A 21,483-nucleotide genomic window follows, 5' to 3' on the forward strand; every position below is an offset into this window, starting at 1 on the left:
TTGTACTCCCCCTAGATCCTCTCCGCCCCCCGGCGGAACTCAGCGGATCTTAGCGGTTCGCGAGAGCCCGCTCTCCCGCTTTTCGCATGGCTTCCACTGGGGCGGGGGCACGGCCGGTCATCTGCTCCACCTGCAGCACCGCCTGATGCACCAGCAGGTCGAGTCCGCTGACCACGGCTCCGCCGAACATGGACCAGCGGGCCGCGAGGGCGGTCGGCCAGGGGTCGTACAGCACGTCGAACAGGGTGGCGGGGCGCTCCGGTACGGCGGAGGCGAGCGCGTCCGTGGTACCGGCGGGGGTGGTCGCGATGACCAGCGGCGCGTGCAGCGCCCGCTCCGCTTCCGCCCAGTCGGCCGTACGGACCTCCACGTCGAGCCGCTCGCCCCACTGCCGCATCTCGGCGGCGCGTGCCTCGCTGCGTACGTACGCCACGACCTCGCCGGTGCAGATGCGGGCGAGCGCGGCCAGCGCGGAGGACGCCGTGGCGCCGGCGCCGAGGATCGCGGCCGAGTCGACCTGTTCGATGCCGCGTTCACGCAGGGCGGCGATCATGCCGGGGATGTCGGTGTTGTCGCCGAGGCGACGGCCGTCCTGAGCGAGGACCACCGTGTTGACCGCCTCCACCGAGGCCGCCGTCTCGCTGATCTCGTCGAGCAGCGGGATGACCGCCCGCTTGAGCGGCATGGTCAGCGACAACCCCGCCCACTCCGGACCGAGTTCGGCGACGAACCCGGGCAGCGCGGCCTCGTCGATCTCGAACCGGTCGTACGACCAGTCGGTGAGCCCCAGTTCCTCGTAGGCGGCGCGGTGCAGCACCGGCGAGAGGGAGTGGGCGATGGGCTTGCCGAGTACGGCGGCCCGGCGGGCGTCAGTTGCCCGTGCTCTCATTGAACTTGTCCTTGAGCTTCTGGAAATCGTCGTGTGTCTTGGCGAATTCGGTCTTGCTCACGCCGTCGACCGCGACGAAGTAATACCAGCCCTGGTCGGTCGGATTCAGCGTTCCGGTGATCGCGCCGTCGCCCGGGTTCCCGATCGGGCCGGGCGGCAGACCCTTCTGGGTGTACGTGTTGTACGGGTCCTGGTTCTTGTTGATCTCGGACTCGCTGATATTGATGTTGCTCTCGCCCTTCAGGTAATTGAAGGTCGAGTCGAACTGCAACATGCCGTAGGTCTCGGGGTTCGCGCGATCGAGCCGGTTGTAGACCACTTCCGCCATCTTGCGGTAGTCGTCGGCGGTCTTGCCCTCGGCCTGGACGAGGCTGGCGACCGTGATGACCTGCAGCGGGCTGTCCAGCTTGAGCGCCTTGGCCTTGGCCTCCAGGTCGAGCGCCTTGTACTTGTTCGCGGCCTGGGTCACCATCGCCTTCAGGACCGACTCCGGCTTCATGCCCTTGGCGGCGGGATAGGTGCCCGGGTAGAGGAAGCCCTCCAGCGGATCCTTGATATCGCTGTCGTCGTTCGCCCAGCTCGGCAGTCCGAGGCTCTTGAAATTCTTCTCGGCGATCTTCTCGGTGGCGCCGGACGACAAATCGAGCTGTTCGTCGATCGCCTTGTAGACGGCCTTATTACGCTCGCCCGGCCGGACCAGGACGTTGTTCTGGCTCTTCGGGTCGAGCATCATCTCGACGGCGCTCTCCGCGGACATCTCCTTGTGCAGCAGATAGGCGCCGGCCTGGATCGACTTCCCGTCGGGGTTCTGTGACTGGGCGGCGACGAACGCGTCGACGCTCTTGACGACACCGGCCTGCTTGAGCGCCTGGCCGATCTCGTTGCCGAGCGCGCCCTTCGGGATCTCGACGGTGACGGTCTCGCCCGTGCCGCCTCCGGCGTAGTCGGGCGCCGCGCCGAAACGATCCTGGTAAAACTGGTACCCGAAATATCCGACTCCGGCGACGGTTCCGCCGAAGATGACCACGACCACCAGACAGGCGAGCCCGCTGCGGCGCTTCTTGGGCTTGCCGCCCCGGCCCCGCCCCTTGCCTCGTCCGCTCCCGTCCCCTGACTCGTCGTCGTCGACGTCGTCATCGTCGCCACCGGCGAAGAAGGCGTGTTCGCCCTGGTCAGGGCCCGGGTCCCAGTCGGTCTCGGGCGGCTCGGGCTCGGCCTGCCGGCGGCTCGGCGGCTGCGGCGGCGGGTAGGCGTCGGGCGTGCCGTAGTAGTCGGACTGTCCACCGCCGTACGTCGCGGCCTGCTGCCCATAGGGGTCCCCGGGATCGGGGTACTGGACGTGCTGGTGGTTGCCGGTGGCCCAGCCGTTGTTGTCGTACGCCTGCTGTCCGTGACCCGGGTAGTGCTGCTGGTCGTACTGCTGCGGGTACTGCTGACCCTGCTGCGGATACTGACCCTGCTGACTCTGCTGACCCTGCTGCTGGTACTGCTGCGGGTGACCGTATGCGTCCTGCCGGCCGTTGCCCCAGTCGCCGTAGTTCTGCTGCTGCGGCTGCTGCGGATAGTGCTGCGGCTGGCCGCCGTAGGCAGCCTGCTGGCCGGTGTGGGCCTGCTGCCCTTCCCATCCGCCGTCCCCGTACAACGGGTCCTCGGGATGCCACGGTTCGGAGCCTGGGCCCCGGCCATACTCAGTCATCGATCCCCTAGAGCCGCGAGGCGGCGGTCACGCGGCTGCTGAAGATCCGGCTCCCGTCCCGCCTCTCTTTGTGCGCCAGCTGTTCGAACACCGGCGCATCGCGCGGAACGTTACCGTATCGCGATCAGATAACCACTTCGACGCTCTCGCCCGGAGCTTTACCTGACACCCGTTCGGATTCGAGCGCCTGCTGCAGGATGATCACAGCGGCTGCCTGATCGATCACGGCCCGCCCCTTCTTGGACTTCACCCCCGAGGCGCGCAGTCCCTGACTGGCCGTCACGGTGGTCATGCGCTCGTCCACGAGCCTGACCGGTACGGGCGCGATCATGCGTGCCAGCTCCTGGGCGAAGCCCCTGACCTTGACCGCAGCCGGGCCCTCGCCCCCCTTCAAGGAGCGGGGCAGGCCTACGACGACCTCGATCGGCTCGTACTCCTCGACGAGCTGCTTGAGGCGACGGTGAGCTGCCGGGATGTCCCGGCCGGGGACCGTCTCCACCGGTGTAGCGAGGATCCCGTCGGGATCGCACGAGGCGACGCCGATACGGGCGTCCCCGACGTCGATCGCCAGACGACGGCCGCGGCGCATGCCCCGGCCGTCGCCACTTGCGTGTGTGTCTTCGCTCACTTGGCGGTTTCCGCCACGAGCCGCTCGACGGCGTCGACGGCCTCGCCGATGGCGGCCGGGTTCTGGCCGCCGCCCTGGGCGACGTCCGGCTTGCCGCCACCGCCGCCGCCGAGGGTCTTGGCGGCCGTACGGACCAGGTCACCGGCCTTGAGACCGCGCTCACGGGCGCCGTCGTTGGTGGCGATGACCGTCAGCGGCTTGCCGTTGTTGACGGTGAACAGGGCGACCACGGCGGCGCGTCCGCCCTGGATGCGGCCGCGCACGTCGAGGACCAGCTTGCGCAGGTCGTCCGGCGTTGTTCCGTCCGGGACCTGGCCGGTGACGACGGCGATGCCGTGCACGTCCCTGGCGGACTCGGCGAGACCGGCGGCTGCCTGGAGCACCTTCTCGGCGCGGAACTTCTCGATCTCCTTCTCGGCGTCCTTCAGCTTGCCGAGCATGGCGGAGACCTTCTCCGGCAGTTCCTCCGGACGGCCCTTGATCAGCTCCTGGAGCTGGGCGACGACCGTGTGCTCGCGGGCGAGGAAGTTGTAGGCGTCCACTCCGACCAGGGCCTCGATGCGGCGCACACCGGAGCCGATGGAGGACTCGCCGAGCAGCTTCACCAGGCCGAGCTGGGAGGTGTTGTGCACGTGGGTGCCACCGCACAGCTCCTTGGAGAAGTCGCCGATGGTCACGACGCGGACCCGCTCGCCGTACTTCTCGCCGAACTCGGCGATGGCGCCCTGCTTCTTGGCGTCGTCGATGCCCATGACCTCGGCGTGCACGTCGAGGTCGCGGGCGAGCACCTCGTTGATCTTCTGCTCGACGTCGGTCATCACGGCCGTCGGCACGGCGGACGGCGAGCCGAAGTCGAAGCGGAAGCGGCCCGGCTGGTTCTCGGAACCGGCCTGGGCGGCCGTCGGGCCGAGGGCGTCGCGCAGGGCCTGGTGGGTGAGGTGGGTGGCCGAGTGGGCGCGGGCGATGGCCGTGCGGCGGCGGGCGTCGATGGAGGCGTGGGCCTTGGCGCCGACGGTGACCTCGCCGACCTGGACGACACCCTTGTGGACGTAGACGCCCGGGACCGGCTTCTGGCAGTCGCGGATCTCGATGACGGCACCGGTGTCGACCTTGATCCGGCCGGTGTCGCCGATCTGGCCGCCGCCCTCGGCGTAGAACGGGGTGCGGTCGAGGACGATCTCGACCTCGTCGCCCTCGGTGGCGGCCGGGGACGAGGCACCGTCGACGAGGATGCCGACGATCGTGGACTCGCCCTCGGTGTCGCCGTAGCCGATGAAGTCGGTCTCGCCGGTCCTGTCGGCGATCTCCCGGTAGGCGCCCGTGCCGGCGTGGCCGGTCTTCTTGGCCTGGGCGTCGGCCTTGGCGCGCTCCCGCTGCTCCTTCATCAGGCGGCGGAAGCCGTCCTCGTCCACGGACAGCCCCTGCTCGGCGGCCATCTCCAGGGTGAGGTCGATCGGGAAGCCCCAGGTGTCGTGGAGCAGGAAGGCCTTGTCGCCGGGCAGCACCGCGGAGCCGGAGGCCTTGGTGTCGGTGACGGCCGTGTCGAGGATGTTGGTGCCGGCCTTCAGCGTCTTGAGGAAGGCGTTCTCCTCGGCGACGGCGACCTTCTCGATGCGCTCGCGGTCGGTGACCAGCTCCGGGTACTGCTGGCCCATCATCCCGATCACGGTGTCGATCAGTTCGAGGACGACCGGGCCGGTGGCGCCGAGCAGGCGCATGTTGCGGATGGCGCGGCGCATGATGCGGCGCAGGACATAGCCGCGGCCCTCGTTGCCCGGGGTGACGCCGTCGCCGATGAGCATCACGGACGTACGCATGTGGTCGGTGACCACGCGCAGGGAGACGTCCGAGCCGTGGGCTTCGCCGTACTCGACGCCGGTCAGCTCGGTGGCCTTCTTGATGACGGCCATGGAGGTGTCGATCTCGTACATGTTCTGCACGCCCTGCAGAATCATGGCGAGTCGCTCCAGGCCGAGGCCCGTGTCGATGTTCTGGCTCGGGAGGTCGCCGAGGATCTCGAAGTTGTCCTTGCCGATGCCCTCGCCGCGCTCGTACTGCATGAAGACGAGGTTCCAGATCTCGACATACCGCTCGTCGTTGACGGCGGGGCCGCCCTCGACGCCGAACTCGGGGCCGCGGTCGTAGTTGATCTCGGAGCAGGGGCCGCAGGGTCCGGGGACGCCCATGGACCAGTAGTTGTCCTTCATGCCGAGGCGCTGGATGCGCTCCTTCGGCACGCCGACGACGTCGTGCCAGATGCGCTCGGCCTCGTCGTCGTCCTTGTAGACGGTGATCCAGAGCTTCTCGGGCTCCAGGCCGTAACCACCCTTGTCCTGGGGGCTGGTGAGCAGCTCCCAGGCGTACTTGATGGCGCCTTCCTTGAAGTAGTCGCCGAAGGAGAAGTTGCCGCACATCTGGAAGAACGTGCCGTGCCGGGTGGTCTTGCCGACCTCTTCGATGTCCGGCGTGCGCACGCACTTCTGGACACTGGTGGCACGGTCGAACGGCGGCTTGACCTCACCCAGGAAGTAGGGCTTGAAGGGCACCATGCCGGCCGGGACGAGGAGCAGAGTCGGGTCGTCCGCGATGAGCGACGCCGAAGGGACGACGGTGTGCCCGCGCTCCTCGAAGAAGCTCAGCCAGCGGCGGCGAATCTCGGCCGACTCCATCAGTGGTCCTCATTCCGGTTGTACGAGTACGTCGGGTCGTCGACGTACTTCGGGTTGCTGCGGTTGTTCTCGAGGGCGGCGAGCCGCCGGGGCGCGGGGAGTTCGGGACTCTCCTGGATGCCGAGCGCGTCCTCCAGCTCGGCCTCCCGCTGGGCCATGTTGTGGCGGACGTCGAGGGCGAAGCCCACCGCGCGGTCCTTCAGCCGATGGCCGGTCTCCAGGGCCTTGTTCGCCGCGGTGGCGGCGAGGCTCTCCGGGGTCAGCTGCTTGAGCTTGCGATTGACCTTGGTGGTGGCCCACACACCTGCGGCGACACCCGTGGTGAACCAGAACGTACGGCGGAACATCGCTCGGTCTCAGTCCTTACTTCCGCTTGCGTCGTGCGGCAGGGACCGTCCGGCCCACGATCACCGTACGCCGGGGCGACTTCGCGGGCACGTCCTCCTGTTTGCGGCCGCCGAGGGCCCGGCGCACGCCGTAGCCGAAGGCCGCGACCTTGACCAGGGGGCCGCCGAAGGTGGAGGCCACGGTGGTCGACAGCGCGGAGGCGTTCGACGTGACCTCCTGGACGTCCGAGGCGATCGCGTCGACCCGGTCGATCTGGGTCTGTGCGGAGCGCACCGCCGAGGAGGCGTCTGCCAGGAGCGGGACGGCCTGGTCGGTCACATCCGCGACGAGCTTGGTGGTCGCCTTGAGCGTCTGGGCCAGCCTCGCCAGCGCGACGGCGAGGAAGGAGACCAGAATCGCCCAGAAGACGGCCACCAGGATCCCGGCAACCTCTCCACCGGACACTGTGTGCACCCGCTCCCTGAAACGTGCCTCTACATCGGTCTACATCGAAAAAGTCGTGCACCGAGCCTATCGCGCCGGGGGCGCCGCTCCGCACCGGATTAACGCCCGCGCGGGGGCCGGGTCGCGAGAACCGATTGTACGGACCGAACACGCTTCAGTACGCTCCGTGAACCATGCGGGATCAACGGCGCCCCCACTCCCCCGACTCCGGCCATCTGCCTCTGGAACTCAGCACGTTCGTGGGCCGTACGGCCGAACTGACCGAGCTGGGCCAGGCCCTCGACGCCGCGCGGCTGGTGACGGTCACCGGGGCCGGCGGCGTCGGCAAGTCGCGGCTGGCGGCCCGCGCGGCCTCGCGATACGCGGCGCGCGACGGTGTGTGGCACGTGGAGTTGGCGCCGGTACTCGATCCGGAGTTCGTCGACCACGCGGTCGTGGAGGCGCTGGGGCTGACGGACCACACGACCCGCCTCCCTCACGAGACGCTGCTGGCCCATCTGGGCGAGCGCGAACTCCTGCTGGTCCTGGACGGATTCGAGCATCTGGTGGACGCCTGCGCGGGGCTGATGACGGACCTGCTGCGCCGGGTGCCCGGCCTGCGGGTGCTCGCGGTCGGGCGCAGACCGCTGGGCATCGCGGGCGAGCGGCTGCTCGCGCTGGAGCCGCTGGGCGGGGACGACGCCGTGGAGCTGTTCGTGCAGCGGGCGGCGCAGCACGGGGTGATCGTGCGGGACGACACGGACGTACAGGAGCTGTGCCGTCGCCTGGACGGGATTCCGCTCGCGATCGAGCTGGCCGCGGGGCGGCTGCGGATGCTGTCGCCGAGGCAGCTGCTGCAGCGGCTCGACGACCGGTTCCGGCTGCTGACCGGCGGCGGGCAGGACGGGCCGGCGCGCCATCGGACGCTGCGTACGGCCGTCGGCTGGAGCCATGAACTGTGCACGCCCGAGGAGCGGTTGCTGTGGGCGCGGCTGTCGGTGTTCGCGGGCCGGTTCGACCTGGAGGCGGTCGAGTACGTGTGCGGCGGCCAGGGGCTGCACTCCGACGACGTGTTCGAGGTGCTCTCGGAGCTGCTGGCGCAGTCCGTGGTCGCGCGTGAGGAGACCGAGGCCGGTGTGCGCTACCGCATGCTGGACACGATCCGGGCCTACGGCGCCGACTGGCTGGAGGCGACCGGTGACGCGGCCCGGCTGCGGCGGCGCCACCGCGACTGGTATCTGGGCCTGACGACCTGGTGCGAGCTGGAGTGGTTCTCGCCGCGGCAGAACGAGGTGGCCGCGCGCGTGGAGGCGGAGCTGCCGAATCTGCGCGGCGCCCTGGAGTACTGCCTGAGCGAGCCGGGCGAGGCGCATCTGGGCCACTACCTCGCGGGCTCCCTGTGGTTCTACTGGGTCGGCTGCGGCCGGCTGTCGGAGGGGCGGCACTGGCTGGAGCAGGCGGTGGCGCTGGACGGCGGTCATGAGCGCTCGCGTCTGAAGGCCCTGTGGGTGCTCGGCTATGTGGCGATCCTGCAGGGCGACTCGGTGCCCGCGCTCGGGGCGCTGGTGGAGTGCCGGGAGGAGGCGGAACACGCCGGCGACCCCACGGCGGTGGCGTACGCCGAGCACCGCACGGGCTGTCTGGCGCTGCTCTCGGACGACATGGAGCGCGCCGAGACGCTGCTGAGCTCGGCGCTGGCCCGCTATCAGGAGATCGGCGAGCTCAACAGCAATGTGCTGATGGGGCAGGTCGAGCTGGCGATGACGCGGGCGTTCCAGGGCGATCTGCCGGACGCGGTGCGGTTGTGCGAGGACGTCCGCCGGGTGTGCGAGGACCACGGCGAGCGCTGGGCGCGCTCCTACGCGCTGTACGTCCTGGCGTACGCCGCCTGGGCCGACGGCGACCTGCCCGGCGCCCGCGCACTGCTGACCGAGTGCCTCGGCAACGCGCACTCCTTCCGCGACCTGCTCGGCTCGGTGCTGGCCGTGGAGCTGCTGGCCCTGGTCACGGGGGCGCAGGGCGAGGTAGCGGAGGCTGCGGTGCTCCAGGGCGCGGCGGCCGGGATGTGGCCGTTGGTCGGGCTGCCGCTGTTCGGTTCGGCCTGCTTCAACGCACCGCACGAGCTGTGCGAGCGGGCGGCGCGGGAACGGCTCGGCGACGGGCGGTACGACGAGTGCTTACGGGAGGGAGCGGCGCTCGGCCGGGAGGAGGCGGTGCGTCGGGCGCTGGGGCAGCGGCCCGCGCAGGCCGTGCCGTCGGCGCGGGGGTCGGTGCGGCCGGCCAAGGCCACCCCGAGCAGGCGAAAGCCCGCCGCCTCCCCCACCCGCAAGGGCGGGGAGACGACGGGCTGAGGCGCAGAAGTCCTACGACCGCTGAAGGATCAACGGGCGTAGTACTCGACGACGAGCTGCTCGTCGCAGATCACCGGGATCTCCTTGCGGTTCGGCTCACGGTCCAGGCGGAACGCCAGGGCCTTGAGGTTCACCTGGAGGTAGCGCGGGGTCTCACCGTCGGGGGCGAAGCCGCCCTCGCGGGAGATCGAGAAGAGGGTCTTCTCACGGCTGCGCTCGCGGACCATCACGACGTCGTCGGGCTTGACGCGGAAGGACGGCTTGTCGACCTTCTGGCCGTTGACCTCGATGTGGCCGTGCACGACCATCTGACGGGCCTGGTAGATGGTGCGGGCGATGCCCGAACGCAGGACCAGGGCGTCGAGACGACGCTCGAGCTCGATGATCAGGGCCTCACCGGTCTTGCCCTGAACCTTGGAGGCACGCTCGTAGGCGCGGACGAGCTGACGCTCGGACACGTCGTACTGTGCACGCAGACGCTGCTTCTCCAGCAGACGGACCTTGTAGTCCGAGTTCTGCTTGCGGCCACGGCCGTGCTCACCCGGCGGGTAGGGACGGGCCTCGAAGTACTTGACGGCCTTCGGGGTCAGCGCGATGCCGAGGGCACGCGACTTCTTGACCTTGGGGCGGGACTGGTTCGCCACTGCTTCTCATTTCCTAGTGTTCGGCTTGTCAGGGTGTTGAGAGAGGTCGCATCCGCAGCCGGGGAAACCCTCCTCGTCCTTGCGGACGTGGTGGGCAGCCGCTCCCCTGGTCTGGGCACATACGTGCAGCACGCGAGTGGCCCACCGACCGGTCCCGTCCTGCGACGAGTGGTGGTGGGCTGCCCGCGACACCGATCGACGGTGCGCGACGCTCCTGGAGCCGGTCTTTCCGAGGAGGACCGGGGCTCCGGCTGACTGTCCCGTTCTGACTGCACGGGACGCAGCACTCCGATCGAGTTTACAGGGTGCTCAGGACCGCTTGCGACCGAGGTGCTTTCTGGTCCACTCCACGGCGTCCGCGTAGCGGGCCTCGGCGCCGTGCCGGGTCGGGCTGTAGTACTCGCGGTCCTTGAGGGCGTCCGGGGCGTACTGCTGCTCGGCGATGCCCTCGGCCCGGTCGTGGGGATACACGTACCCCTGCGCGTGCCCGAGCTTGGCGGCGCCCTTGTAGTGCCCGTCGCGCAGGTGCGGTGGAACGGAGCCCGCCAGTCCCTTGCGTACGTCCTCCAGGGCGGCGCCGATCGCGGTGGTCGCGGAGTTGGACTTGGGTGCCAGCGCGAGGGCGATGGTGGCGTGGCTGAGGGTGAGGGCGGCCTCGGGGAAGCCGATCATGGCGACGGCCTGGGCGGCGGCGACCGCGATCGGCAGGGCGTTCGGGTCGGCGAGGCCGATGTCCTCGCTGGCGGAGATCATCAGGCGGCGGGCGATGAAGCGGGGGTCCTCGCCGGCCTCGATCATCCGGGCCAGGTAGTGCAGGGCGGCGTCCACGTCCGAACCGCGGATGGACTTGATGAGGGCGCTGGCGACGTCGTAGTGCTGGTCGCCGTCGCGGTCGTACTTCACCGCGGCGCGGTCGACGGTCTGCTCCAGCGTCTGGAGGCTGATCTCGCTCTCGTCCTGGTCCAGGGCGGCCCCTGCTGCGGCCTCCAGCGCCGTCAGCGCCCGGCGGGCGTCGCCGCCGGCGATCCGCAGCAGGTGTGCCTCGGTGTCCTCGGGGAGGCCGACGGCGTCCTTCAGGCCGCGCTCGTCGCTCAGCGCGCGCTTCAGCAGGCTTCGGATGTCGTCGTCGGTGAGGGGTTCGAGGGTGAGCAGGAGGGAGCGGGACAGCAGCGGGGAGATGATCGAGAAGTACGGATTCTCGGTGGTCGCCGCGATCAGGGTCACCCAGCGGTTCTCGACGGCCGGGAGGAGGGAGTCCTGCTGGGCCTTGCTGAAGCGGTGGATCTCGTCGAGGAAGAGGACGGTCTCCTTGCCGTAGCCACCGGTGGCGCGGCGGGCGCCGTCGATGACCGCGCGGACCTCCTTGACGCCGGCGGTGATCGCGGAGAGCTCGACGAAGCGCTTGTTGGTGGCCTTGGAGACGACGTAGGCCAGGGTGGTCTTGCCGGTGCCGGGCGGGCCCCAGAGGATCACGGACGACGGGCCCGCGGGGCCCTTGGCCCCCTCGCCGACCAGTCGGCGCAGGGGTGAGCCGGGCTTGAGCAGGTGCTGCTGGCCCACCACCTCGTCCAGGGTGCGCGGGCGCATGCGCACGGCCAGGGGACTGCCGGCTGGGTCCTTCTCCTGGCGTTCTTCGGCGGCGGCGGTGAACAGGTCGGGCTCCACGTTCAGAACCCTAAATCACCGCACTGACAATCCCGCCGGGCCCCGGGGGTCCGGGGCTCGACTCGGCCGGAATTGCGCGGTCAGCTGGTCCAGAAGTCCCACCAGCGGGTCAGGACCAGCATGCCGATGATGCCGATGTGCAGCACGGGCAAGACCCAGGTGAACTCGCCGAAGAAGCTCTTGAGCCAGTTCGGCGCGGGCAGGAAGCCGTTACGGACGTTGAACGAGGTCACGTACCAGAACATGATGATCGTCGCGACCCAGGCCAGCGAGCACCACAGGCACAGCGCGTTGATCCGGTACAGCGACTGGAACATCAGCCAGGCGCAGAAGACCACGCCGAAGAGGGTGCCGGCGTTGAAGGTGAGCCAGTACCAGCGCGGGAAGCGGGCGCGGCCGAGCAGGCTCATGCCGACGCAGATGACGATGCCGTAGGCGACGAGGCCGAGCATCGGGTTGGGGAACCCGAAGGCGGCAGCCTGCTTGCTCTCCATGACGCTGCCGCAGGAGACGACCGGGTTCAGGCTGCAACCCGGGGTGAACGTCTTGCCCTCGACCTTGGCTTCGAGCAGCTTGAACTTGTCGATCGTGATGACCCACGCGGCAAGCAGCCCGGCCGCGCCGGTGATCACCAGCATCAGGGCGAGGGCACGGCTGCCGCCCACCGCCCGCGGTGCCGCCTCCGCCGGCTCCGACTCGGGCTCGGTGGAGACGTCTTTGACTGTCGTCTTGCTCATCACGCCGATTCCGTCACTTGAGACTTGGAGTTTCTCCGGACACGGCACATTGTGCCGTACACGCACGCGTGCCCACCGTTCGCTGCGTATAAGGAAATACGCGCAATCCGGTAAAGGCGCTCAGTTCAAGTCAGGGACGGAACGGACAGGGCGGGGACCGTCCGGTCCCCGCCCTGTGTACGGACTGTGTACGGAATCAGCCCAATCGGGCTTCCAGCTCCGCCACGATCTCGTTGACGCCGACGGCCGACTGCTCGCCGGACTCCATGTCCTTGAGCTGGACGACGCCCTCGGCGAGGTCGCGCTCGCCGGCGACGATCGTGTAGCGGGCACCGCTGCGGTTGGCGTTCTTCATGGCGCCCTTGAGGCCCTTGGCCCCGTAGGAGAAGTCCGCCGCGACGCCGAGCTTGCGCAGCTCGGTGACCTTGGCGAACAGCACCCGGCGGGCCTCCTCGCCGAGCGGCACCGCGAACACGCTGGTGGACGACGGGAGTTCAAGCTCCACGCCCTCCGCCTCCAGCGCGAGCACGGTGCGGTCGACGCCGAGCGCCCAGCCGACGGACGGCAGCGCGGGGCCGCCGATCATCTCGGACAGCCCGTCGTAGCGGCCGCCGCCGCCCACCGCGGACTGGGAGCCCAGACCGTCGTGGACGAACTCGAACGTCGTGCGCGTGTAGTAGTCCAGGCCGCGCACCAGCTTGGGGTCGTCCTCGTAGGAGACGCCGGCCGCCGTGATCAGCTCACGGACCTCCTCGTGGTACGCCTTGCAGGCGTCGCACAGGTAGTCGCGCAGGAGCGGGGCGCCGGTCAGCTGCTGCTGGACCGACTCGCGCTTGTCGTCGAGGACGCGCAGCGGGTTGATGTCGATGCGGCGACGGGTGTCCTCGTCCAGGTCCAGGCCGCGCAGGAAGTCCTGCAGGGCCGCTCGGTAGACCGGGCGGCACTCCTTGTCGCCCAGGCTGTTGAGCAGGATCCGGAACTTGCTGAGGCCGAGCGAGCGGTAGGCCTGGTCGGCCAGGATGATCAACTCGGCGTCCAGCGCCGGGTCCTCGGCGCCGATCGCCTCGGCGCCGACCTGCGAGAAGTGCCTGTAGCGGCCCTTCTGCGGGCGCTCGTAGCGGTAGTACGAGCCGGAGTACCAGAGCTTGACCGGGAGGTTGCCCGCCTTGTGCAGGTTGGCCTCGAGGGCCGCGCGCAGGACCGAGGCCGTGCCCTCGGGGCGCAGGGCGAGCTGGTCGCCGCCCTTGGTCTCGAAGGCGTACATCTCCTTGGTCACGATATCGGTGGACTCGCCGACACCGCGCGCGAACAGCTCGACGCTCTCGAAGCCGGGCGTCTCGATGTAGCCGTAGCCGGAGTTGCGCAGCGGGGCGGCGATCGCCTCGCGGACGGCCAGGTACTTGGCGCTCTCCGGCGGGATCAGGTCGTACGTGCCCTTGGGGGCCTTGAAGGTGCTCACGGAAAGTTCGTCACATTCCTCGTCGGGGAGCTTCCTGGGCTCCCAGGCCGGCGGCCACCTGCCGCAGATAGGGGTTGGTGGCGCGCTCCTGGCCGATGGTCGTCTGGGGGCCGTGGCCGGACAGCACTACGGTCGAGTCGTCGAGCGGCAGGCACACGCGGGCCAGCGAGTCGAGGATCTCGGCCATGTCACCGCCGGGCAGGTCGGTGCGTCCGATGGAGCCGGCGAACAGCAGGTCGCCCGAGAACAGGATCGGCGGGATGTCCGCCGCCTCGGGCAGGCCGAAGGTCACCGACCCCTTGGTATGGCCGGGTGCGTGCGCGACGGTGAGCTCCATGCCCGCCAGCTCCAGCTTCGCGCCGTCGGTCAGCTCCTTGACGTCGTCCGGCTCCCCGATGGTCAGCTCGCCCATGAGCTGCATGCCGATGGAGCGGCCGAGCGCTTTCTCGGGGTCGCTCATCATGTACCGGTCCTCGGGGTGGATCCAGGCCGGCACGTCGTGCGCACCGCACACGGGGACGACCGAGGCCACGTGGTCGAGGTGGCCGTGGGTGAGGACGACGGCGACGGGCTTGAGCCGATGCTTCTTCAGTGCTTCCTCGACTCCAGGGGCCGCCTCGTGGCCCGGGTCGATGATCACGCACTCCTCACCGGCGGCGGGGGCGACGAGATAACAGTTCGTCCCCCAAGCTCCGGCGGGGAACCCGGCAATGAGCACGATCGTCCTTCGTTTGTGTCGACACGAGTGGTTTGTCGGCGGACTCCGCCTGTCGTCAGAGCCTACCGGCGCTGCCGATTCCTCAGCGAACCCATATACGGTACGGGGCACACGCAGGCGGTCGACTCGATCAACACACGCGTACCGGTCGACACATACGACGCATGAGGAGAGAACCCGGTGGTCAGCCAGGAACAGCGGCGACGTCAGCTCGCCCGGGAGAAGTTCTTGCGGCAGCAGCAGCGGCGCACGTCGGCCCGACGCAAGGCGCGCATGCGCAACTCGGTGATCGCGTCGGTCCTCGGAGTGGTCGTCATCGGCAGCCTCGCGCTGTACACGACGGGCGTCCTCAAGGGCGACGACGACAGCAAGGAGAACGCGGGCGCGGAGGTCACGCCGAGCGCGACCCCCAGCAAGGCCCCGGACCCTTGCGACAAGCCCGCCGCGGGCAAGGTCAAGACGGCGACCTGGAAGAAGGAGCCGGAGCTGACGGTCGACAAGTCGGCGAAGTACGCGATGAAGCTCGCGACGACGTGCGGTGACATAGACATCGACCTCAAGGCGTCGGCCGCGCCGCACACGGTGAACTCGTTCGCTTTCCTGGCCGGCAAGGGGTACTTCGACCACTCCAAGTGCCACCGGCTCACCGACAGCGGCATCTACGTGCTTCAGTGCGGCGACCCGCAGGGCACCGGGATGGGCGGTCCGGGGTACACGATCCCGGACGAGAACCTCAAGGACACCAGCCTCAAGGGCGGCGTGTACCCGGCGGGCACGGTCGCGATGGCCAACCAGTACAACGGACAGACCAAGGAAGGGCGCAACACCGGCGGCAGCCAGTTCTTCCTCGTCTACCAGGACAGTCAGCTGCCGGCCGACTACACACCGTTCGGTACTGTGTCCGAGGCCGGAATGAAGGTCCTGAAGAAGATCGCGGACGCCGGAGCCCAGCCCGCCGACCCCACGACCGGGAACACCGCGCCCAATGCGACGGTCGTGATCAACAAGGCGACGGTCAGCAAATCCTGACCGCCAACTGCGGAATTTCGGTCGCGCGGGATGCGGACAGGCAACCCGCCGGTCGCCTATGTTGGCCGTGACGAAACTGTGGACGATGCCCGGGGGAACACAAGCCCCTCGCAGGCATCATGTGGAGGAGGCGCTGTGAGCAGCGACCCGTGGGGCCGCGTCGACGAGACGGGGACCGTGTACGTGCGTACGGCCGACGGCGAGCAGGTTGTCGGTTCTTGGCAGGCAGGCACTCCTGAAGAGGCGCTGGCCTATTTCGAGCGCAAGTACGAGGGCCTGGTTGTCGAGATCGGCCTCCTCGAGAAGCGAGTAAAGACCACCGACCTGTCGGCGAAGGACGCACAGACCGCGATCGACCACATTCGTGAGCAGGTCGACGCCCATCACGCGGTCGGCGATCTGGCGGCCCTGCGGACCCGCCTGGACAAGCTGGTCGAGACGGTCGGCAAGCGCCGCGAGGAGCGCAAGCAGCAGCGGGCGAAGCAGTCCGACGAGGCGCGCCACTCCAAGGAGGCGCTGGTCGTCGAGGCGGAGGAGCTGGCGCAGTCCGACCAGTGGCGGGCCGCCGGTGAGCGGCTGCGGGCCCTGGTGGACACCTGGAAGGGCCTGCCGCGGCTGGACCGCAAGTCCGACGACGAGCTGTGGCACCGCTTCTCGCATGCCCGCTCGGCGTTCTCCAAGCGCCGCAAGGCGCACTTCGCGCAGTTGGACGCGCAGCGCGAGGAGGCCCGCAAGACCAAGGAGCGGCTGGTCGCCGAGGCCGAGTCGCTGTCCGGGTCGACCGACTGGGGTCCGACGGCCGCCCGCTACCGCGAGCTGATGTCGGAGTGGAAGGCCGCCGGCCGCGCCCAGCGCGAGCACGAGGACGACCTGTGGAACCGCTTCCGCGGCGCCCAGGACGTCTTCTTCGCGGCCCGCAGCTCGGTCTTCGCCGAGCGGGACGCCGAGCAGGCCGAGAACCTGAAGCTGAAGGACGAGCTGGCCGGCGAGGCCGAGAAGCTTCTCCCGATCGGCGACCTGAAGGGCGCGCGTGCCGCCTTCCGCTCGATCAACGAGCGCTGGGAGGCCATCGGCCATGTGCCGCGCGACGCCCGTCCGAAGGTCGAGGGCCGGATGCACGCCGTCGAGCGGGCCCTCCAGGAGGCCGAGGAGTCCGAGTGGCGCCGGACCAACCCGGAGGCACGCGCGCGTGCCGAGGGTCTGACCGGCCAGCTCCAGGCCGCGGTGGACAAGCTGAAGGGCCAGATCGAGCAGGCCCGCACCCAGGGCAACAACGCCAAGGCCGACAAGCTGGAGCGTGAGCTGGAGGGCCGCCAGGCCCTGCTGGACCAGGCGCTGAAGGGTCTGCAGGAGTTCGGCGGCTGACGCCGGTGGACACCGGTGGACATCGGTCGACATGAGAGAAGGGGCTCCCAGCGGGGAGCCCCTTCTTCGTTCCGGTAGGGCCTTCGTTCCGGTACGGCGGTTACGACCGGCTGCGCGCCGACGTCACGCGGTAGACGTCGTACACGCCCTCCACACCCCTGACCGCCTTCAGGACGTGCCCGAGGTGCTTCGGGTCGCCCATCTCGAAGGTGAAGCGGGAGGTGGCGACGCGGTCGCGGGAGGTCTGGACGGCCGCGGAGAGGATGTTGACGTGCTGGTCGGACAGCACGCGCGTGACGTCCGACAGGAGCCGGGAGCGGTCCAGGGCCTCGACCTGGATGGCGACCAGGAAGACCGAGGACTGAGTGGGCGCCCACTCGACCTCGAGGATGCGCTCGGGCTCACGGGACAGGGAGTCCACGTTCACACAGTCGGTGCGGTGAACCGATACTCCACTGCCTCGGGTGACGAAGCCCATGATCGGATCGCCGGGGACCGGCGTACAGCAGCGGGCCAGCTTGACCCACACGTCCTCGACGCCCTTGACGATGACGCCCGGGTCGGCGCTGGAGCGGCGCTTGCGGCTGCGGCCGCGGGTCGGCGGGACCGACTCGTCGATCTCCTCGGTGGCGGCCTCCTCGCCACCGAGCGCATGGACCAGCTTCTGCACGATGTTCTGTGCGGAGACATGGCCCTCGCCGATCGCCGCGTACAGCGCCGAGATGTCGGCGTAGCGCATCTCGTGGGCGAGGGTGACGAGGGAGTCGCCGGTCAGGATGCGCTGGATCGGCAGGTTCTGCTTGCGCATCGCGCGGACGATGGCGTCCTTGCCCTGCTCGATCGCCTCGTCGCGGCGCTCCTTGGAGAACCAGGCCCGGATCTTGTTGCGGGCACGCGGCGACTTCACGAAGTTCAGCCAGTCGCGGGACGGGCCGGCCCCGGGTGCCTTGGACGTGAAGACCTCCACGAGGTCACCGTTGTCCAGGGTCGATTCCAGCGGCACGAGGCGTCCGTTGACGCGCGCTCCTATGGTGCGGTGGCCGACCTCGGTGTGCACCGCGTACGAGAAGTCCACGGGTGTGGCGCCGGCCGGCAGCGCTATGACGTCGCCCTTGGGGGTGAAGACGAAGACCTCGTTGCGCGAGAGGTCGAAGCGCAGGGACTCCAGGAACTCGCCGGGATCCTCGGTCTCCTTCTGCCAGTCGAGGAGCTGGCGCAGCCACGCCATGTCGTTGAGATGGTCGTCCTTGCCGGTGCTCTTCGGCGCGTCCGAGCGCACCTTGGAGGCGCCGGCGACGGCCTCCTGCTTGTACTTCCAGTGCGCGGCGATGCCGTACTCGGCGCGGCGGTGCATGTCGAACGTGCGGATCTGGAGTTCGACCGGCTTGCCGTTGGGGCCGATGACCGTCGTGTGCAGCGACTGGTACATGTTGAACTTGGGCATCGCGATGTAGTCCTTGAACCGGCCGGGGACCGGGTTCCATCGCGCGTGCACGGTGCCGAGGGCGGCGTAGCAGTCGCGGACCGTGTCGACAAGTACACGAATACCCACCAGGTCGTAGATCTCCGCGAAGTCTCGGCCGCGGACGATCATCTTCTGGTAGACGCTGTAGTAGTGCTTCGGCCGGCCCGTGACGGTCGCCTTGATGCGGGCGGCGCGCAGGTCCTGCTGGACCTCGTCGGTCACTATGGCCAGATACTCGTCACGCTTCGGTGCCCGCTCGGCCACCAGCCGTACGATCTCGTCGTACATCTTGGGGTAGAGGATCGCGAAGGCGAGGTCCTCCAGTTCCCACTTGATGGTGTTCATGCCGAGGCGGTGAGCGAGCGGCGCGTAGATCTCCAGCGTCTCGCGCGCCTTCTTCTCCTGCTTCTCGCGCTTGAGGTAACGCATGGTGCGCATGTTGTGCAGGCGGTCGGCGAGCTTGATGACCAGGACGCGCGGATCCTTGGCCATGGCGACGACCATCTTGCGCACGGTCTCGGCCTGCGCGGCCTCACCGAACTTGACCTTGTCCAGCTTGGTCACGCCGTCGACGAGCAGGGCGACGGAGTCGCCGAAGTCGCGGCGGAGCTGGTCGAGGCCGTACTCGGTGTCCTCGACGGTGTCGTGCAGCAGGCCCGCCATCAGGGTGGCCGGATCCATACCGAGCTCGGCGAGGATCGTGGTGACGGCGAGCGGGTGCGTGATGTACGGGTCGCCGCTCTTGCGCTTCTGGCCTCGGTGCCAGCGCTCGGCGACCTGGTAGGCCTTCTCGATCTGACGCAGAGTGGCGGTCTCGATCTTCGGGTCGTTGCTGCGGACTATGCGCAGCAGCGGCTCAAGGACCGGGTTGTACGGGTTGGAGCGCTGGACGCCGAGGCGGGCGAGGCGGGCACGGACGCGGTTGGAGGAGCCGGAGCGGGCGGGCTGGCCTGCGGACGGGCGCGCGGGCGGGTTGACCGGCCGCTCGGCCGGGGCAGGCTTGGGACGCGTCTGCTCGGCCGGCTTGTCGACGGGCGCGGACTGGGCATGCTCGACCGGCCCACGCGTGTCGTTCTTCGCGTGCGGCGCGCTGGGCGCGGGCTTCGCCGCGGGCGCCGAGGCGGACTCGGGCTTGGCGGCGGTCAGGTGCTGGGCCTCGTCTGGCAAGAGGACTCCTCGTGCGCGATCCGGGTCCCCCGGTCAGGCTCCGGAGACCCCATGGTAGCGATCCTGCGGCTCAGGATCGCCTTCAGGCCGATGTGAGGGCCGTCTACCGGAGAAACACGAGGGGCTCCCGCCGGATTCCGCCGGGCCGTCCGGCCCGTGTCCTGAGGGTGGCGGGAGCGTTTCCAGTGGCCGTCGCGGGGATTTGCGATACGTCACAAACGGGCGGCCTGCGCGCACGGTAAACCGGCACTTTCGGGCCATCTGGTTCGCCCTCGGGGTGACTGTGCGGGGGGCAGGCGAAGGCGGCGGGTGAGCTGTGGGCTCGGGACGTGCGGGGCGCGTGGGCGGAGTAGGGGCGCGCTCAGGCGCGTGCGCGTAGAGCAGCGGGGAGAGCGGAGAGAAAGGGCGCGCGAGGCACCCTCGTCCACCGGTTGCGCGCCTGCGCTGGGCCGAACCGCTCGCGCGCACCCTGAGACGCACGGATGCCGCGCACCTGTACGTCAGGTGCGCGGCATCCGGTGCTGCGACGAGGTGCCCCACGAGACGCTCGGGCCTCGGGTGGGGCGGTTCAGACGGTGAGCAGGGACTCCAGCGGGGCGCCGGCCAGGGCCGGCTCCAGGCGGGCCCGGCCGCCGAGGAAGCCCAGCTCCATCAGGACGGCCAGGCCTGCCACCTCGGCGCCGGCCCGGCGGATCAGCTGGATCGAGGCCTCCGCGGTGCCGCCCGTCGCCAGGACGTCGTCGATGACGAGGACGCGGTCGGCCGCGCTCAGGTCCTCGGCGTGGACCTCGATCTCCGCGGAGCCGTACTCCAGGTCGTACGTCTGGCTGAGGGTCGCTCCAGGGAGCTTGCCCGCCTTGCGTACGGGGATGAAGCCGACGCCCGCGCGGACGGCGACCGGTGCGCCCAGGATGAAGCCCCGGGCCTCCAGGCCGACGATCTTCGTGGCGCCGGTGCTCCCGACGACCTCCGCCAGCGCGTCGGTGAGCGCCGTGAACGCCGCCGGGTCCGCCAGGAGCGGGGTGATGTCCTTGAACATCACGCCCGGCTCCGGGTAGTCCGCCACGTCACGGATACGGCTGAGCAGGAGCTCCTTGATGTCGGTCATCGACGCTTCCCCGAGGGTCGGCCACGGCCGCGGCCACGGGACGCGGGCTGGTTGCGCGGGCCGACGACCGCGGGAGCGGCGTCCTCCGGCTCGTCGTCGTGGTGCTCGTCGCCGGCCGGGGCCTCCGGAGCCTCGCCCTGTGCGGCGGCCTGTGCCCGCTTGGCGAGCACACGCTTGCGCAGGGCCTTCATCTGCGGCTCGCGCTCCTTGAGGTCGGCGACGAGCGGCGTGGCGATGAAGATCGAGGAGTACGCACCGGCCGCGAGGCCGACGAACAGCGACAGCGAGATGTCGTTGAGCATGCCGGCGCCGAGGAAGCCGCCACCGATGAACAGCAGGCCCGCCACCGGCAGCAGCGCGACCACCGTGGTGTTGATGGAGCGGACCAGGGTGCTGTTGATCGAGCGGTTGGCGATGTCGCTGTAGGTCCAGCGGGTCTGTTTGGTGATGTCCTTCGTCTGCTCCTTGAGGCTGTCGAAGACGACGACCGTGTCGTAGAGCGAATAACCAAGGATGGTCAGCAGACCGATCACCGTGCCCGGCGTGACTTCGAAGCCGACGAGGGCATAGATGCCGACCGTGATGGTGATGTCGTGGATCAACGCGACGAACGCGGCGAGCGCCATGCGCCACTCGAACGCGATCGCCAGATAGATCACCACAAGGACGAGGAAGATCCCGAGACCCTGCCAGGCCTTGTTGGCGATCTGCTCACCCCAGCTGGGGCCGACCAGCTCGCCCGTGACGTCGTCCTCGTTGACGCCCAGCTTCTCCGCCAGCTCCGCCGAGACCTTGTTGGCCTGGGTGGTGTCGATGCCCGCGACCTGGATGCGCAGCTTGGCGTCGTCGCCGCCGCCGAGCTTCTGGACGATCGCGTCGTGGCCGGAGGCCTCTTCCGCGTACTCCTGCGCCTGGGAGACCGAGACGCTGGTCTTCGGGGTGTTGAAGACGGCTCCGCCCTGGAACTCGATGCCCATGTTCAGGCCGCGCACCGCCAGGCCGACGATGGCCGTGATGGTGATCAGGATCGAGAGGCCGTACCAGATCTTGCGGTTGCCGACGAAGTCATAGCCGACCTCGCCACGGTGCAGTCGGGCGCCGAGGGTGCCTAGCTTCGACATC

At 69.4% G+C, this 21,483-nt stretch carries 17 protein-coding genes; 3 read left to right on the top strand and 14 right to left on the bottom strand.

Going from position 1 to position 21,483, the window contains the following annotated elements:
• Positions 1-49: 49 nt before the first annotated feature.
• From OG254_RS09305 to OG254_RS09330, 6 genes are all read right to left on the bottom strand, one after another.
• Positions 50-889: a shikimate dehydrogenase gene (locus OG254_RS09305; RefSeq protein ID WP_405579366.1), complete on the bottom strand. Its 840-nt coding sequence runs from the start codon at positions 887-889 to the stop codon at positions 50-52.
• Positions 870-2,585 (bottom strand): endolytic transglycosylase MltG, encoded by a 1,716-nt coding sequence (gene mltG, locus OG254_RS09310; RefSeq protein WP_405579369.1) that lies wholly within the window; start codon positions 2,583-2,585, stop codon positions 870-872. Before mltG ends, OG254_RS09305 begins: the two co-directional genes overlap by 20 nt.
• A gap of 124 nt (positions 2,586-2,709) precedes the next feature.
• The gene (gene ruvX, locus OG254_RS09315) at positions 2,710-3,174 is read right to left on the bottom strand and encodes a Holliday junction resolvase RuvX (RefSeq protein WP_351197175.1); all 465 of its coding nucleotides are present in this window, start codon (positions 3,172-3,174) and stop codon (positions 2,710-2,712) included.
• A gap of 35 nt (positions 3,175-3,209) precedes the next feature.
• The gene (gene alaS / locus OG254_RS09320) at positions 3,210-5,882 is read right to left on the bottom strand and encodes an alanine--tRNA ligase (RefSeq protein WP_405579372.1); all 2,673 of its coding nucleotides are present in this window, start codon (positions 5,880-5,882) and stop codon (positions 3,210-3,212) included.
• Positions 5,882-6,229, bottom strand: a complete 348-nt coding sequence (locus OG254_RS09325; RefSeq protein WP_405579374.1) for a hypothetical protein — start codon at positions 6,227-6,229, stop codon at positions 5,882-5,884. The genes alaS and OG254_RS09325 overlap by 1 nt, the downstream gene beginning before the upstream one ends.
• Positions 6,230-6,245: 16 nt before the next feature.
• On the bottom strand, positions 6,246-6,683 hold the full coding sequence (locus OG254_RS09330; protein WP_126898339.1) for a DUF948 domain-containing protein: 438 nt from the start codon (positions 6,681-6,683) through the stop codon (positions 6,246-6,248).
• A 164-nt stretch (positions 6,684-6,847) separates the two neighbouring features.
• Between OG254_RS09330 and OG254_RS09335 the strand changes: the two genes are divergently transcribed.
• Entirely contained in the window at positions 6,848-9,004 is a 2,157-nt protein-coding gene (locus tag OG254_RS09335; protein ID WP_405579378.1) for an ATP-binding protein, read from the top strand.
• 29 nt (positions 9,005-9,033) lie between these two features.
• Here OG254_RS09335 and rpsD read toward each other — a convergent pair whose 3' ends face one another.
• The 5 genes from rpsD to OG254_RS09360 form a co-directional block, all read right to left on the bottom strand.
• Complete coding sequence (gene rpsD / locus OG254_RS09340; RefSeq protein WP_147997166.1) at positions 9,034-9,648, bottom strand: 30S ribosomal protein S4; 615 nt, start codon at positions 9,646-9,648, stop codon at positions 9,034-9,036.
• 309 nt (positions 9,649-9,957) lie between these two features.
• Positions 9,958-11,313, bottom strand: coding sequence for a replication-associated recombination protein A (locus tag OG254_RS09345; protein WP_351196990.1), 1,356 nt, complete (start codon positions 11,311-11,313; stop codon positions 9,958-9,960).
• Positions 11,314-11,393: 80 nt separating this feature from the next.
• Positions 11,394-12,050: a vitamin K epoxide reductase family protein gene (locus tag OG254_RS09350; RefSeq protein WP_405579381.1), complete on the bottom strand. Its 657-nt coding sequence runs from the start codon at positions 12,048-12,050 to the stop codon at positions 11,394-11,396.
• A 196-nt stretch (positions 12,051-12,246) separates the two neighbouring features.
• Entirely contained in the window at positions 12,247-13,509 is a 1,263-nt protein-coding gene (hisS, locus tag OG254_RS09355; RefSeq protein ID WP_405579384.1) for a histidine--tRNA ligase, read from the bottom strand.
• Positions 13,510-13,519: 10 nt separating this feature from the next.
• The gene (locus OG254_RS09360; protein WP_405579387.1) at positions 13,520-14,227 is read right to left on the bottom strand and encodes an MBL fold metallo-hydrolase; all 708 of its coding nucleotides are present in this window, start codon (positions 14,225-14,227) and stop codon (positions 13,520-13,522) included.
• Between the two features lie 180 nt (positions 14,228-14,407).
• On the opposite strand from OG254_RS09360, the gene OG254_RS09365 reads away from it, so the two are divergent.
• Positions 14,408-15,256: a peptidylprolyl isomerase gene (locus OG254_RS09365; protein ID WP_405579390.1), complete on the top strand. Its 849-nt coding sequence runs from the start codon at positions 14,408-14,410 to the stop codon at positions 15,254-15,256.
• 135 nt (positions 15,257-15,391) lie between these two features.
• Entirely contained in the window at positions 15,392-16,621 is a 1,230-nt protein-coding gene (locus OG254_RS09370) for a DUF349 domain-containing protein (RefSeq protein ID WP_351197000.1), read from the top strand.
• 100 nt (positions 16,622-16,721) lie between these two features.
• Here OG254_RS09370 and relA read toward each other — a convergent pair whose 3' ends face one another.
• The 3 genes from relA to secF all read right to left on the bottom strand — a co-directional run bounded on the left by relA (position 16,722) and on the right by secF (position 21,482).
• Positions 16,722-19,253: a GTP pyrophosphokinase gene (gene relA / locus OG254_RS09375; protein WP_405579393.1), complete on the bottom strand. Its 2,532-nt coding sequence runs from the start codon at positions 19,251-19,253 to the stop codon at positions 16,722-16,724.
• A gap of 568 nt (positions 19,254-19,821) precedes the next feature.
• Positions 19,822-20,361: an adenine phosphoribosyltransferase gene (locus OG254_RS09380; protein ID WP_351197004.1), complete on the bottom strand. Its 540-nt coding sequence runs from the start codon at positions 20,359-20,361 to the stop codon at positions 19,822-19,824.
• On the bottom strand, positions 20,358-21,482 hold the full coding sequence (gene secF, locus OG254_RS09385; protein WP_405579397.1) for a protein translocase subunit SecF: 1,125 nt from the start codon (positions 21,480-21,482) through the stop codon (positions 20,358-20,360). Before secF ends, OG254_RS09380 begins: the two co-directional genes overlap by 4 nt.
• Position 21,483: the final 1 nt, after the last annotated feature.

This window comes from Streptomyces sp. NBC_01092 (genome assembly GCF_045039535.1).
Taxonomy (GTDB): Bacteria; Actinomycetota; Actinomycetes; order Streptomycetales; family Streptomycetaceae; genus Streptomyces.

Excerpts from the sequence above, each read along its gene's own strand:
- OG254_RS09350 (WP_405579381.1), bottom strand. The coding sequence starts at position 12,050 with ATGAGCAAGACGACAGTCAAAGACGTCTCCACCGAGCCCGAGTCGGAG.
- mltG (WP_405579369.1), bottom strand. The coding sequence starts at position 2,585 with ATGACTGAGTATGGCCGGGGCCCAGGCTCCGAACCGTGGCATCCCGAG.
- ruvX (WP_351197175.1), bottom strand. The coding sequence starts at position 3,174 with ATGCGCCGCGGCCGTCGTCTGGCGATCGACGTCGGGGACGCCCGTATC.
- OG254_RS09335 (WP_405579378.1), top strand. The coding sequence starts at position 6,848 with ATGCGGGATCAACGGCGCCCCCACTCCCCCGACTCCGGCCATCTGCCT.
- alaS (WP_405579372.1), bottom strand. The coding sequence starts at position 5,882 with ATGGAGTCGGCCGAGATTCGCCGCCGCTGGCTGAGCTTCTTCGAGGAG.
- OG254_RS09305 (WP_405579366.1), bottom strand. The coding sequence starts at position 889 with ATGAGAGCACGGGCAACTGACGCCCGCCGGGCCGCCGTACTCGGCAAG.
- OG254_RS09380 (WP_351197004.1), bottom strand. The coding sequence starts at position 20,361 with ATGACCGACATCAAGGAGCTCCTGCTCAGCCGTATCCGTGACGTGGCG.
- OG254_RS09325 (WP_405579374.1), bottom strand. The coding sequence starts at position 6,229 with ATGTTCCGCCGTACGTTCTGGTTCACCACGGGTGTCGCCGCAGGTGTG.
- secF (WP_405579397.1), bottom strand. The coding sequence starts at position 21,482 with ATGTCGAAGCTAGGCACCCTCGGCGCCCGACTGCACCGTGGCGAGGTC.